Origin of the sequence: Haloarchaeobius marinus (genome assembly GCF_051207415.1) — an archaeon.
GTDB lineage: Archaea > Halobacteriota > Halobacteria > Halobacteriales > Natrialbaceae > Haloarchaeobius.
Genome location: NZ_JBPKGD010000004.1, coordinates 1 through 13923, shown reverse-complemented (window position 1 = coordinate 13923; position 13923 = coordinate 1). Strand labels below are relative to the sequence as shown.

General features: G+C 67.0%; 9 protein-coding genes, 1 tRNA gene and 1 rRNA gene. 9 read left to right on the top strand and 2 right to left on the bottom strand.

Annotation, left to right across the window (positions count from 1 at the left end; all coding sequences use genetic code 11):
- Positions 1-74: 74 nt before the first annotated feature.
- The 6 genes from ACSC1W_RS15030 (at position 75) to pheT (ending at position 9974) form a co-directional block, all read left to right on the top strand.
- The gene (locus ACSC1W_RS15030) at positions 75-2537 is read left to right on the top strand and encodes a DUF2298 domain-containing protein (RefSeq protein ID WP_435348369.1); all 2463 of its coding nucleotides are present in this window, start codon (positions 75-77) and stop codon (positions 2535-2537) included.
- A 206-nt stretch (positions 2538-2743) separates the two neighbouring features.
- Positions 2744-4717: a MutS-related protein gene (locus ACSC1W_RS15025; RefSeq protein ID WP_435348368.1), complete on the top strand. Its 1974-nt coding sequence runs from the start codon at positions 2744-2746 to the stop codon at positions 4715-4717.
- 129 nt (positions 4718-4846) lie between these two features.
- Positions 4847-5041, top strand: coding sequence for a DUF1059 domain-containing protein (locus tag ACSC1W_RS15020; RefSeq protein WP_435348367.1), 195 nt, complete (start codon positions 4847-4849; stop codon positions 5039-5041).
- A gap of 197 nt (positions 5042-5238) precedes the next feature.
- The gene (locus ACSC1W_RS15015) at positions 5239-6369 is read left to right on the top strand and encodes an ORC1-type DNA replication protein (RefSeq protein WP_435348366.1); all 1131 of its coding nucleotides are present in this window, start codon (positions 5239-5241) and stop codon (positions 6367-6369) included.
- A gap of 288 nt (positions 6370-6657) precedes the next feature.
- Positions 6658-8163 (top strand): phenylalanine--tRNA ligase subunit alpha, encoded by a 1506-nt coding sequence (pheS, locus tag ACSC1W_RS15010; protein ID WP_435348365.1) that lies wholly within the window; start codon positions 6658-6660, stop codon positions 8161-8163.
- A complete protein-coding gene (gene pheT / locus ACSC1W_RS15005) occupies positions 8163-9974 on the top strand; it encodes a phenylalanine--tRNA ligase subunit beta (RefSeq protein WP_435348364.1) in 1812 nt (603 codons plus the stop codon). The genes pheS and pheT overlap by 1 nt, the downstream gene beginning before the upstream one ends.
- Positions 9975-9998: 24 nt before the next feature.
- Here the strand turns inward: pheT and ACSC1W_RS15000 are convergent, their stop codons facing one another.
- The gene (locus tag ACSC1W_RS15000; RefSeq protein WP_435348363.1) at positions 9999-10325 is read right to left on the bottom strand and encodes a hypothetical protein; all 327 of its coding nucleotides are present in this window, start codon (positions 10323-10325) and stop codon (positions 9999-10001) included.
- 31 nt (positions 10326-10356) lie between these two features.
- Entirely contained in the window at positions 10357-10554 is a 198-nt protein-coding gene (locus ACSC1W_RS14995; RefSeq protein WP_267641674.1) for a hypothetical protein, read from the bottom strand.
- A 237-nt stretch (positions 10555-10791) separates the two neighbouring features.
- Between ACSC1W_RS14995 and ACSC1W_RS14990 the strand changes: the two genes are divergently transcribed.
- The 3 genes from ACSC1W_RS14990 to ACSC1W_RS14980 all read left to right on the top strand — a co-directional run bounded on the left by ACSC1W_RS14990 (position 10792) and on the right by ACSC1W_RS14980 (position 13652).
- Positions 10792-11097: a non-histone chromosomal MC1 family protein gene (locus ACSC1W_RS14990; protein ID WP_435348362.1), complete on the top strand. Its 306-nt coding sequence runs from the start codon at positions 10792-10794 to the stop codon at positions 11095-11097.
- An 884-nt stretch (positions 11098-11981) separates the two neighbouring features.
- Positions 11982-13453, top strand: a 16S ribosomal RNA gene (locus ACSC1W_RS14985).
- Positions 13454-13580: 127 nt separating this feature from the next.
- A tRNA-Ala gene (locus ACSC1W_RS14980) sits at positions 13581-13652 on the top strand.
- The last annotated feature ends 271 nt before the right edge of the window (positions 13653-13923 follow it).

The window sequence follows — 13923 nt, the reverse complement described above, 5'->3', positions numbered from 1 at the left end:
GGACGCGCCGTTCTGACACGACACGGCGACGACCTTCCAGAAGGCTTACCCCGTCCGCGTTTTCCGTTTGGAACATGTTGGACGTCTGGATGCTCTTCAGGTGGTTGCTCCTCTTCGCGGTCCTCACAGCGGTCGGTGCGCCGCTGGCCGCCGCGGCGTTCCCGCGCTTCCCGTCCCGGGGCGCGGCGTTCGCGCTCCCGGCCGCGTTGCTCCCGACGGCGGTCCTCGTGTTCTGGGTCGGCCAGGTATCGTTCGGCCGCCACACCGCCGTCCTGAGTCTGCTCGTCGTGGCAGCGCTCTCGACGTTCTCCTATCGGCGCGGTGCAGAACCCGACTGGCGGGCCGTGGCCGGCGGCTACGGCGTCTTCCTCGTCGGGTTCGGGTTCCTCCTCCTGTTCCGTGCCTACAACGCCGGTATCACCCCGGCCGGCGGCGAGCAGTTCCTCCACTTCGGCCTCGTGAAGGCGCTCCTGCGGACGAACGCCCTCCCACCCGAGGACTTCTGGTTCGCGGGGAGACCGCTCCGGTACTACTACGGGACCCAGTTGCAGGTGACGGTACTGACGATGCTCGCCGACACCCCGGCCAGGTCCGGGTTCAACCTCGGTCTCTCGACGTTCTACGGCATCATGTTCGTGAGCGCCTACGGACTCGCCGGTGCGGTCACCGCACACCGCGGCCGGTCCGCGCGCCTCGGCGGGGCGCTCGGTGCGTTCTTCGTCGCCGTCGGCGGGGCGCTCACGACCGCCGTCCGACTCGCGTTCGGCCTCCTCCCGACGGACCTGGCCGTCGCCTACGGTCGGGCGCCGTTCGGCGCCATCCGGCACATGGAGTACGAGACGGCCGTCGCGGAGCAGAGCGACCCCCAGCAGTGGGGCTGGTTCTTTACCCGGTACGTCGTCCCCGACACGCTCCAGGAGTTCCCCCTCTACTCGTTCGTCAAGGCGGACCTCCACGGGCACACGCTCGCGAACGGGTACGTCGTCGTCGCCGCCGCCCTCGCGTTCAGCTACTACCTCACGCCGGCCGACGAGCGCCGCCGTCGTCTCGCGCTCGTCTTCGGCGGACTGGGCCTCGTCGCCGGGGTCTTCGGCTTCATGAACACGTGGTCGCTCCCGACCGTCGTCGGCCTCGCGTGGCTGGCGCTGGCCGCCGCCGACGCGCACCCGGCGACGCTGTTCCCCGACCGGGTCACCGACACGCTCCCGGCCGCGGTCACGGGAGACGACGCCGGGTCGGGTACGGCGACCGACCGGGTTCGCCTGCTCGGGGCCGAACTCTGGCGCGTCGTCCTCGCCGGCGTCCTGTCGACGGTGGTCGCCCTCGTCGGCGTCGGCATCGCCTCGCCGTTCCTCGTCTTCGGGCACGTGCCGACGAACGACGGCGTCGGCTTCCTCCCGCCGCGGACCGACCTCGCCCCGTTCCTCGTCATCTACGGCGGCATCCTCGCGCTGTTCGCCGGCTACCTCCTGTACCGGGCCTGGCCCGCCGTCCGGGCGCACTCGACCGTCGAGACGGCCGTCGTCGCGCTGGCCGGCCTCGTCGCGGCGGTCGTCCTCGTCACCGTCGCCGACTTCGCGGTGCTGGCGGTCACCGGCCCGATACTGCTGGTCGCGTGGTGGCTGGTCCGGACCGGGCGCATCGGCTTCGAGGGCGTGTTGCTCGTCGCCGGCGTGGGCCTGCTCCTCTCGATGGAGGTCGTCTACGCCCGGGTCTGGCCCCCGACGCAGGAGCGCTGGAACACGACGCTGAAGGTCGCAGTACAGGGCTGGACGCTGGCGGGCGTGGCCGCGGGTGCTAGCGCAGGGCTGGTACTGTCCGAGGCCCGGGAGACTCTCTCCGGTCACCTCGAAGCCGACGCGACCGGGACCGCCACCCCGGTCGACGGCGGCCGCCCCGGTGCCGGCGGGCGGTCGCGCTGGTCGACGCTGGCGGTTGCCGGCCTCGTCGTCGCCGTCGTCCTCGCCAGCGCGCCCTTCGCCGCACTGACCATCAACTCCCAGATCGTCGAGGACGAGTTCGACCGGAACGAGGACCGCACGCTCGACGGCCTGTCGGTACACGACCGGTTCAAACCCGACCGGATGGCCGCCATCTACTGGCTGGACGACCGGCAGGGGACCCCGACCATCGTCGAGGCACCCGGCCGCCGGACCTACAGCTTCACCAACCCAGCGTCGACGCTGACCGGCGTCCCGACCGTCGTCGGCTGGGACCACCAGCAGGGGTATCGCGGCATCGACGCCTTCGAACGTCGCGCCGCACAGGTCGACGACGTGTACGTCGGCACGTGGGCCAACGCCTCCCGGACCCTCCGGCAGTACGACGTCCAGTACGTCTACGTCGGCCCGAACGAGCGCGAGCAGTACGGCGACTCGATGCGGGACTTCCGGAACCGTTCGGCGCTCTCCGTCGCCTTCGAGAACGACGCGGTGACCATCTACGCCGTCGACCACGCCGAACTGGTGGGGGACGGCGACGGGGCGGCAGCGACCGAATCGACGTCCGGAGCGCAGGAACGACGGGAGGTCCGGTGAGCCGCGGCGACCCGCCGGTGACGGGCGGGAGTTTTTCGCCTAGCCGGGGGTAGACGGGGTCCATGGAACGCTCGTCGGAGCGCTCGGTCTCGCAGGCTCGACCTCGCGTTCCGACGGCTTCCCACTCGCTCACTCCGTTCGCTCGTGGGAATGTCGGCGATACCGCGCCGGGAGTTTTTTCGCCTAGCCGGGGGTAGACGGGGTCCATGGAACTGTCGGCGATACCCGGCGTCGGCGAGAAGACGGCCGACGCGCTGGCCCAACTCGACGACCCAGAGACGGCGTTGCGAACCGGTGACGTGGCGACGCTGTCGCGCGCACCGGGCGTCACCGAGGGCCGGGCCGCACGCATCGCGCGGGCGGCGATCCGGACCGAGCACGACGACCCTGGCGGGTTCCTGGCGACGGACCGCGCACACGAGGTGTACCGGAAGCTGCTCGCCGAGTTGAAGGCGCGGACGGTGACCGACTACGCTGCAAAGCGCGTCGAGACGTTCTACCCGAGCGCCGCCGAGTCCCGCATCGAGGAGGTGCGGGCATTCGCCGAGGCGGCGATGGACCGGTCGGTCGACGAGGCGACCCTCGACGCGCTGTCCGGGGTCGAACCGCTGCAGGAGCCACGGGACGTGCGCGTGCGCGACCGGTGTCTCGCGACGACCGACGGCGAGACGTACGCGAAGGCCCGCGAGGCGGTCCCCGAGTTGCCCGTCGAGGTCGTCGACGACGCGCGCGGACTGGCTGAACTCGCCCGGGCGTACTCCTCGGTCGTGGCGCTGGACGAGGCGTTCGCCGGCGTCGAGGTCGACGGCGACGTGCGGGTCGAACCCGGGGCGCTCGCGGACCCGGTCGAGGTGGTCCCCGAGCGCGCGCTGGCGTTCTTCGCGACCAACCGTGACCGCCTCCGGGCGGCCATCGCCGTCCACCGCGCCGCCGGCCTCGACCCGCCGTGTGACCTCGACGCGCTGGAGTCGGCGCTCGACCGTCTGGCGGACGACGGCGGCATCGCGGGCGACGAGGAGGTCGACCGACTCGCCGGCGCGCTCGACGACCTCGACGCCGCGGTAGGGATGGCCGAGAACGTCGCCAACGACCGGCTACGGGAGGCCATCGAGGAGCGCGACGTGACCATCGAGGGCGCGGACCTGCTCTCGCTGGTCGAACGCGGTGCGGGCGTGGACTCGCTCCTGTCCCGCGAACTCGCCGACGAGTACGCCGCGGCCGTCGAGGACGCCCGGACCCACCTCGTCGAGAGTCTCTCGCTCGACCCTGGCGAGGCCGAGGTGGCCCGGCGCGCGTTCGGCGACGAACCGACGTTCCCCGTCGACCACGAGGAGTCGGTCGTCACCCGGTTGCGGGAGGACCTCACCGCCGCGAAGGAGCGCCGCGAGACCCGGCTGAAGCGCGACCTGGCGACGGACCTCGCCGACCAGCGCGAGGACGCCGAGGCGCTCGTCGCGGCGGCGCTCGAACTCGACGTCGAACTCGCCGTCGCACGCTTCGCCGCCGACTACGACTGCACGATGCCGACGTTCGAGGGCGAGGGCGTCGCCGTCGAGGGCGGTCGGTCGTTGCTGCTCGACGTGCCCCACGACGAGGTCGACCCGGTCGACTACGCCGTCGACGGCGTCGCCCTGCTCTCCGGGGTCAACTCCGGCGGGAAGACGTCGATGCTCGACCTCGTCGCCAGCGTCGTCGTGCTCGCACAGATGGGCCTGCCGGTCCCGGCCGAGTCGGTGCGCCTCCAGCGGTTCTCGGCCCTGCACTACCACGCCAAGACCCAGGGGACGCTCGACGCCGGCGCGTTCGAGTCGACGGTGCGCGAGTTCGCCGACGTCGCCGACGGCGGTTCGGGTTCGCTGGTGCTCGTGGACGAACTCGAGTCGATAACCGAACCCGGGGCCTCGGCGAAGATCATCGCTGGCATCCTCGAAGCGCTGGACGAGAACGGCGCGACCGCCGTCTTCGTCTCCCACCTCGCGGGGGAGATTCGCGAGACGACCGACTTCCCGGTCACCGTCGACGGCATCGAGGCCGTCGGTCTGGAGGACGGCGAACTCGTCGTGAACCGGTCGCCGGTCAAGGACCACCTCGCCCGGTCCACGCCCGAACTCATCGTCGAGAAACTGGCCGGCGAGTCCGACGCCAGCTTCTACGACCGGTTACTCGAGAAGTTCGAGTGAGGCATAGGGCCGTCGGTAACGACGGCTGACCCGGCGGGTCTCGTCGGGCCGAGACGACGCCCGCCGATAACTGCGGGTTACCTGACTGACCGTGACAGTTGGCCACGATTAGCACGTTCTAGCGGGCTCATGTCGAAGTTCGCCGGGGCCGTAGCCGCCCTCATGGTGAAAGCATTCGAATGTAGCCAGCAGGACTGTGCGTTCGAGGTCCACTCGAACGACGAGAACGAGATCGTGTCCATGGTACGGGAACACGCCAGGGACGTCCACGGGATGTCACTGAGTGACTCCGACGTGAAAGGCAATATACACGAGATACACTGACGGCGCGCTCGCGCTGTCGTCCCTCGCACTCGCACACGCACACGCATACGCGGTCAGCCACCTCGACACGGCGGCGATAGCTATCGGGGATGGGCGATAGACACATCCTCGCCGGTCTGGAGGCGGAGACAGTCTCACCGGTCGTCTGACGCGAGTCTGCCGAAGGACTAAGTAGCCTCCGAAGCGTGGTGAAAGTGATGACAGGGGACCCCTCCGACGAGGGGATGTTGTCGTGGGACGAATCCGTGTTCCGCAACGAACGCGTCTTCGAGATCGACTACGTCCCCGAGACGTTCAAACACCGCGAGAGCCAGACCCAGAGCCTGCAGTACGTCCTCCGGCCGGCCGTTCGCGGGTCGCGCCCGCTCAACGCCATCGTCCGCGGACCGCCCGGGACCGGCAAGACCACGGCCGTCCAGAAGCTCTTCTCGGAACTCCAGGCCGAGACCAGCGACGTCCGTACCGTCCGCGTCAACTGCCAGATGAACGCGACGCGGTACTCCGTGTTCTCGCGGCTGTTCGAGGGGATGTTCGACTACGAACCGCCCGCCTCGGGCATCTCGTTCAAGAAGTTGTTCTCGCAGGTCACCGAGCAACTCGTCGAGGAGGACGAGGTGCTCGTCGTCGCGCTCGACGACGTGAACTACCTGTTCTACGAGAGCGAGGCCTCCGACACGCTCTACTCGCTCCTCCGCGCCCACGAGGAACACGCAGGGGCGCGAATCGGTGTCGTCGTCATCTCGTCGGACCCGAACCTCGACGTGATGGACGAACTCGACTCGCGCGTCCAGTCGGTGTTCCGCCCCGAGGAGATTTACTTCCCGCCGTACGACCGGTCCGAGATCGCGGACATCCTCCGCGAGCGCATCGAACGCGGCTTCCAGGACGAGGTCGTCTCCACCGAGGTACTGGACCTCGTCGCCGAGTTCACCGCCGAGACCGGTGACCTCCGCGTCGGCATCGACCTGCTCCGGCGGGCCGGTCTCCACGCCGAGATGCGCGCCTCCCGGACCGTCGAGCGCGAGGACGTCGAGGCCGCCTACGAGAAGTCGAAGTACGTCCACCTCCGGCGCTCGCTCGAGGGCCTGAGCGAGTCGGAACGCGCACTCGTCGAGGTCATCGCCGAACGCGAGGGCGAACGCGCCGGCACCGTGTACGAGACGTTCCACGACCGGACCGACCTCGGATACACGCGCTACTCGGAGATCGTGAACAAACTCGACGACCTGGGTATCATCGACACCGAGTACGCGGACGTCGAGGGCCGGGGACGCTCGCGGGAACTGCGGCTCTCGTACGACAGCGACGCCGTCCTCGACCGGTTGTGAGCGCGGTCCACCGTCCGTCGACTCGACGTGTCCGGCACGGACCCCCGTCGCCGGTACCTCGACGGCAGAACCTTTTTACACGGAGCCACGAAACCGCGAGGTATGGCAGCCGAATCCCGCCACGGTGGTATCGCACAGCAGCGCCGGAGCGATGCGTCGGGGTTCGGCTTTTTTAGCGAGGCGTAGGCGCGGCGGACTCGGCGACCGGCGACCCCGCAGGTCGGCCGACGAAATCGCGCGCTCGTCCGGAATAGCTATCCGAACGCCACTAGCATCCACTACCAACGAATGAAACTTCCCGAGATACAGGTTGCGGTACTCGAGGCCGCGAGTGCTACCGACGCGCAGTCGGTGACCGCACTCGCCGACGACCTGGGCGCGAAGCCCGAGACGGTCGTCGGGGCGGTCTTCGAACTGGAGGACCAGGGCCTCCTCGCGGTCGAGGAGCGAACCGAAGAACGAGTCGAACTCACGGACGAGGGTCGTCAGTACGTCGGGTCGGGCCTGCCGGAGGTCCGACTCTACCGGGCGGCCGTCGAGGCGGGTGCGACCGACGACGCCGTCCAGATGGGCCGCGTCATCGGTGCGTCCGGCCTGGAGGGCGGTGCGGTCGACATCGCGCTGGCGAACTACGCCCGGAAGGGCTACGGCGACATCGACAGCGGCGACCTGACCGCGTCGGCCGACGCCGACCCCGACGACGACGCCGAGGCGACGGCGCTGGCCGCGCTCGCGGCCGGCGAGTCGGTCGACGAGGAGACGGTCGTCGACCAGCTCGTCCGGCGCGACCTCGTCACGGTGGCGGCGTCGACCGACCGACTCGTCACGCTGACCGACGAGGGCGTCACGGCGCTGATGGAGGGCGTCGAGACGGCCGAGACCGTCGGCCAGCTCACGACCGAGTTGCTGACCAGCGGCGAGTGGCAGGACGTCGATTTCGCCGAGTACAACGTCGAGGCGGACGCCGAGACGCCGACGGCGGGCAAGAAGCACGTCCTGCGCCAGACGGCCGACCGGGTGAAGGACGTCCTCGTCGGCATGGGCTTCCAGGAGATGGAGGGCCCCCACGCCGACGCGGAGTTCTGGATCAACGACTGTCTGTTCATGCCCCAGGACCACCCGGCCCGGACCCACTGGGACCAGTTCGGACTGGACGTGCCGCCGATGCAGGACCTGCCCGAGGACCTCGTCGAGCGCGTCGAGCACGCCCACCGCGAGGGGTGGGGCGAGGACGGCGAGGGGTACCACTCGCCGTGGACCGAGGACGTGGCCCGCGAGGTCGACCTCCGGGGACACACCACGTCGCTGTCGATGCGGTACCTCTCCGGCGAGGCCGTCGGCGAACTCGAACCGCCCCAGCGCTACTTCAGCGTCGAGAAGGTGTACCGCAACGACACGCTCGACGCGACCCACCTGCTGGAGTTCTTCCAGATCGAGGGCTGGGTGATGGCCGACGACCTCTCGGTGCGCGACCTGATGGGCACCTTCACGGAGTTCTACGAGCAGTTCGGCATCACCGACCTGCGGTTCAAACCCCACTACAACCCGTACACGGAGCCGAGCTTCGAACTGTTCGGCGAACACCCCCGGACCGGGGAACTCGTCGAGATCGGCAACTCCGGCATCTTCCGCGAGGAGGTGCTCCGACCGCTCGGCGTCGAGTGCGACGTGATGGCGTGGGGACTGGCCCTGGAGCGCCTGCTGATGCTCACCCACGGCTTCGAGGACATCCGCGACGTCCACGGGACGCTGGTCGACATCGACTTCCTGCGGGACGTGGAGGTGTTGCACTGATGCCCGTCGTCGACGTCGACCCCGACGAACTGCGGACGCTGACCGGCTACGACGAGAAGAGCGACGACGAGTTGCGCGACGACCTGTTCGCGCTCGGCCTGGAGTACGAGGGCGAGACCGATGACGGCGAGTTCCAGCTCGAGTTCGCGCCGGACCGACTGGACCGCCTCTCCGTCGAGGGGGTCGCACGGTCGCTACGCTACCAGTACGGCGACGACCGCGGGGTGTACGTCCCGAAGACGAACGACCCCGACTGGACCATCCACGTCGACGAGTCGGTGCCCGACGAGCGTCCGTACGTCACGGGTGCGGTCGTCCGGGGCGTCGACCTCGACGAGGACGCGCTGGACTCGCTCATCCAGTTGCAGGAGAAACTGCACGCGACGATGGGGCGAAAGCGCGCCAAGGGGGCCATCGGCATCCACGACCTGACGATGCTGAAGGGTCGCGCGGCCCGAAGCGGCGAGGAACCGGGAGACGGCGCTGGCGACGAGGGCGGCAACTCCATCGAGTACGTCGGCATCGCCCCCGACGGCGACCGGTTCGTCCCGCTCGACAGCGACCGGGAGATGACCCCGGCAGAGGTACTGGCCGACCACCAGATCGGCGAGACGTACGCCGACCTCGTCGCCGACTACGAGCGCTATCCCGCCATCTACGACGACATCGGGCTGTTCTCCTTCCCGCCGGTCATCAACGGCCGTCGGACCGAGGTCAGCACCGACAGCCGGGACCTGCTCGTCGAGATGACGGGGACGGACCAGTGGACCATCGACAAGATGCTGAACATCGTCTGCTACGCGCTCGACGCTCGCGGTGCGACCATCGAGGAGGTCACCGTCGAGTACCCCGACGAGTCCATCTACGCCGGCGAGAGCGTCGACCTGGTCGCGCCCGGCGCGGACCTGGTTCGGCCGAACTTCGCGCTGGCCGAGAAGACGGTCTCGCACGCCCGCATCGAGACGTTGCTCGGCATCTCGCTCGACCCCGAGGAGGTCCTCGACCTGCTCGAACGCTCCGGCATGGACGCGACGACCGCAGAGCGCGAGACGACCGCGACCGGCGACGACGTCGAACTCGTATACGAGGTCGACGTGCCGCCGTACCGCGTCGACGTACTTCACCCACTGGACGTCGTGGACGACGTCGGTCGGGCCTACGGCTTCAACGAACTGACGCCGACCTACCCGGAGGTCGGTACGGTCGGCGGCCGACACGAGCGCTCGACGCTGGAGGACGCGGTCCGCGACCAGCTGGTCGGCCTCGGGTTCACCGACCTGCTGAACTTCCACATGACCAACGAGACCGAGAACTACGGGCGCATGCGCCTGGACCCCGACGAGCACGACTGCGTCGGGGCCGGACAGCCGGTCACCATCACCGAGCCGTACAGCGAGGACTACACGATGGTGCGGTCGTGGGCGCTCCCGTCGGTCACGATGGTCCTGGAGAACAACACGCATCGGGCGTATCCACAGGACGTGGCCGAGGTCGGCTTCGCCGCCGAGTACGACGCGGACGAGGACACCTACGTCGCCGAACGCCAGACCGTCGCGGCCGCACTCGCCCGTCACGACGCCTCCTACGAGGACGCGAAGGGCCGGCTCCAGGCGCTCGCCCGCGACTTCGGCGTCGACCTCGAGACGCCCCCGACCGACCACCCGTCGTTCATCGACGGCCGCACCGCCGCGGTCGTCATGGACGGCGAGACGGTCGGCGTCGTCGGCGAACTGCATCCGGCGGTGCTCGTGGAACACGACCTCGAACTGCCGGTGGTGGCGTTCGAGTTCGACCTCGGCGGACTGCGGTAGGAAGACCACGCAGTCCGGCGCTTCTCACCCGTGGCGCTCGTCGCCGAGCGCGACCATCGACGCGGAGCAGACGAGTACCGCGGTGCGTCCGGCGAGTGCGGCGTGACGGCTGTCCAGCCCTTGCCGGTGGTTCAAAAGCGTCCGGTCTCTCCGTCCGATGACCGGGCCCGCCCCGCTGGGCCGGCCGGTCGGGCGTCGGCACCGACGGCGTCGACGCCGGCGCTCCAGCAGTTCGAGCACGCGCTCGTCGGTGTAGCGGTCGTCCGCGGGCGTGTCCTCCGACCGACGGCGGCTTCGGAACGTCGCAGACGTCCTCGTCTCGATGGGAGGGGAGGTGACGGGGAACGCCATCGGAGCGACTGGCCCTGCCGATGGTACGGGTTCAGAACTCGTGTTCGACTTCGTCTTGGTCTGCCTTCTGGATGATTATCTTGTCCTCGCGCACGCGGACGAACACCTCGTCGCCGATCTCCATGCCGGCGACTGCGAGTTCGTCCTCGTGGAGGTTGATATGTACGTTGTGGTATTCGCCGTTCTCGTCTTTGGCGCCACTCGGGCTCAACTTCTTTTTCCGTACCATCGCGGTAGTCTATCTCGTGTGTTCGCCACAGGACATACTTAAGTGTTTTCTACAGGCCTCCGCCGCCGGTTCTGCGTGCGACGCTCGCCGGTGCGCGTGAGGACCGAAATCGGCGGTTCGTGCGACGGAACGCACCCCGATTTCGGGTGGAGTATATAAACACACCGTCGCCGTCCCCCACTTTTCGGGGATATCTTTATAGTGGGGCGTGCGTTCAATTGGCATGGAGGGATAAATATGGTACGTGAAGATGGTAAGCGAAACTTCGCACTGCGCGAGAGCGGTCAAGAGACGAGCGTCTTCTCGGGTAACACTCCACGACAGGCTGCACTGAAAGCGGCCCGACGACTGGACCCGGCGCCGAGTGAGGACGTTGCCAACCGAACCGAACTTCGGCTGCGAGAGAAAGGAACCGACAAAGTCCACATCTACGACGGGTGGGCCTGGAACGAGACCGCACCGGACGACAAACCGGACTGGATGCCCGAGAACATCACCGAGGCGAACGTCTCGAAGAAGGGCATCGAGCACCTCGAGGAATAACTTCTCGGCTCGCGCGTGCGGGAGCACGCGCGAGAAGACAACTACGACGGGACCTCCGAGCGCCGCCAGCGCGCCCTCGATCCCGCGACGTCTCCTGACCGTCGAACGACAGGCGTTTGTCTCGCCACCGTCGAGTACCCGGTGCGCGGTACAATCCCGACCAGACCGGACGCACGACGCGAGGGATGACCGGTCGGCCTCCGCCCGCGCGATACCGTTTCCTGCACTACGACGTCGTCAGCCGGGCAGCGACGGCCGTCGACCGGTACGTACCAGGTACCCACGTATCGTGTTCACACTGTGACCTCGGTTCGACGGTCTTAAGTGTATCATCGGCTTCCGATAGAATGCGAACGACGTGGCGCGATGCGCCACCCCCTCCGGCCGCGTTCCGGCACGGAGGCAGGTACATCTCGACGCCCGCTCCTGGGCGTCGGTCCGATTCGGTTCGAAGCCCTTATGTATGCATCCGGGCTTCCGATACGAATGCAACCGCCCGCCGACATGGCCGTCGGCGTCGGCGACGGACCGATGCCCTTATATGGTGCAGGGCATTGGGATATGAACGCGAAAGCACAACGCGATTCGGGGAACGTTCAACTCGTTCCCCAATCCCGGACTGACGTTCGTCGGGGCCGACCCGGCGCATGAAGTCGTTCCGATGGGTTTAATATAACTCCTCGGCAACGTTCAGGTCCGGAAGGAAATGAGGATTCCACCCCTGCGGTCCGCCGTACACGATGGAATCTGATGTTAGCCCTGGTAGTTCGGTGACGCTCGACCGGCCGCTTCGGTCGGCTCGCCGAACTCGGACCACGCAATGTGATGGTTACACCGTTCACACGGTGTACCCGCCAAGCCCCCCGAGCAGTACGCTCGGGATCATTCCGGTTGATCCTGCCGGAGGTCATTGCTATTGGAGTTCGATTTAGCCATGCTAGTCGCACGGGTTCAGACCCGTGGCAGATAGCTCAGTAACACGTGGCCAAACTACCCTGTGGAGGACGATAACCTCGGGAAACTGAGGCTAATAGTCCATACGTCTCTCTCCCTGGAATGGGTTGAGATCGAAAGACTACGGTGCCACAGGATGTGGCTGCGGCCGATTAGGTAGACGGTGGGGTAACGGCCCACCGTGCCGATAATCGGTATAGGTTGTGAGAGCAAGAGCCTAGAGACGGAATCTGAGACAAGATTCCGGGCCCTACGGGGCGCAGCAGGCGCGAAAACTTTACACTGCACGACAGTGCGATAAGGGAACTCCAAGTGCGAGGGCATAGAGCCCTCGCTTTTCTGTACCGTAGGGTGGTACAGGAATAAGAGCTGGGCAAGACCGGTGCCAGCCGCCGCGGTAACACCGGCAGCTCGAGTGATGACCGATATTATTGGGCCTAAAGCGTCCGTAGCTGGCCAAACAGGTCCGTCGGGAAATCTGCTCGCTCAACGAGCAGGCGTCCGGCGGAAACCAGTTGGCTTGGGATCGGAAGACCTGAGGGGTACGTCCGGGGTAGGAGTGAAATCCCGTAATCCTGGACGGACCACCGGTGGCGAAAGCGCCTCAGGAAGACGAATCCGACAGTGAGGGACGAAAGCTGGGGTCACGAACCGGATTAGATACCCGGGTAGTCCCAGCTGTAAACGATGCTCACTAGGTGTGGCACTGGCTACGAGCCAGTGCTGTGCCGTAGGGAAGCCGTGAAGTGAGCCGCCTGGGAAGTACGTCCGCAAGGATGAAACTTAAAGGAATTGGCGGGGGAGCACTACAACCGGAGGAGCCTGCGGTTTAATTGGACTCAACGCCGGACATCTCACCAGCTCCGACAGTGTGCAGTGACAGTCAGTGTGATGAGCTTACTTGAGCCACTGAGAGGAGGTGCATGGCCGCCGTCAGCTCGTACCGTGAGGCGTCCTGTTAAGTCAGGCAACGAGCGAGACCCGCATCCCTAATTGCCAGCAACAGTTTCGACTGGTTGGGTACATTAGGGAGACTGCCAGTGCCAAACTGGAGGAAGGAACGGGCAACGGTAGGTCAGTATGCCCCGAATGAGCTGGGCTACACGCGGGCTACAATGGTCGAGACAGTGGGATGCAACCTCGAGAGAGGGCGCTAATCTCCGAAACTCGATCGTAGTTCGGATTGCGGGCTGAAACTCGCCCGCATGAAGCTGGATTCGGTAGTAATCGCCGCTCAGAAGGCGGCGGTGAATACGTCCCTGCTCCTTGCACACACCGCCCGTCAAAGCACCCGAGTGAGGTCCGGATGAGGCCGTCGCACGACGGTCGAATCTGGGCTTCGCAAGGGGGCTTAAGTCGTAACAAGGTAGCCGTAGGGGAATCTGCGGCTGGATCACCTCCACAGACCGGGACCGGGCACCTCGCCCGGCCCACCTTAGTCGTGTCCGAGTTTCGCACCGCCGTCGCGCCCGCTCGAGCACCTTTGAACTACCAGGGCTAACCGATATGTCCCCCTCTACGTTGGGGGTGGGCCCATAGCTCAGTGGTAGAGTGCCTCCTTTGCAAGGAGGATGCCCTGGGTTCGAATCCCAGTGGGTCCATGCCGTTCGGGTTGTGGGTCGGACTGGAATCGCTCCCCTTAAGTGTGGGAGGCCGGTACGACTGCATCCGAACAACGAACCGATGCACCACCCCGTGCAAGCGCGGGTGGGAAGGGTCGAACACAGCCTGCCACCACACCGCAGGTCGTGTTATGACACCGTGTGTACGCGCAATCCAGGCGTCCACTGGACCTCTCCGGGTCACAGTGAACGTCCCACTACGCGTGGCTACTCTGCCACCTGGTGAATGGCTCGGCTCGAGAGCCGACGA

Coding starts and splice junctions, on each gene's coding strand:
- ACSC1W_RS14990 (WP_435348362.1), top strand. CDS start 10,792: ATGGTACGTGAAGATGGTAAGCGAAACTTCGCACTGCGCGAGAGCGGT.
- pheT (WP_435348364.1), top strand. CDS start 8,163: ATGCCCGTCGTCGACGTCGACCCCGACGAACTGCGGACGCTGACCGGC.
- ACSC1W_RS15020 (WP_435348367.1), top strand. CDS start 4,847: ATGTCGAAGTTCGCCGGGGCCGTAGCCGCCCTCATGGTGAAAGCATTC.
- ACSC1W_RS15000 (WP_435348363.1), bottom strand. CDS start 10,325: ATGGCGTTCCCCGTCACCTCCCCTCCCATCGAGACGAGGACGTCTGCG.
- ACSC1W_RS15025 (WP_435348368.1), top strand. CDS start 2,744: ATGGAACTGTCGGCGATACCCGGCGTCGGCGAGAAGACGGCCGACGCG.
- ACSC1W_RS15015 (WP_435348366.1), top strand. CDS start 5,239: ATGACAGGGGACCCCTCCGACGAGGGGATGTTGTCGTGGGACGAATCC.
- ACSC1W_RS15030 (WP_435348369.1), top strand. CDS start 75: ATGTTGGACGTCTGGATGCTCTTCAGGTGGTTGCTCCTCTTCGCGGTC.
- ACSC1W_RS14995 (WP_267641674.1), bottom strand. CDS start 10,554: ATGGTACGGAAAAAGAAGTTGAGCCCGAGTGGCGCCAAAGACGAGAAC.
- pheS (WP_435348365.1), top strand. CDS start 6,658: ATGAAACTTCCCGAGATACAGGTTGCGGTACTCGAGGCCGCGAGTGCT.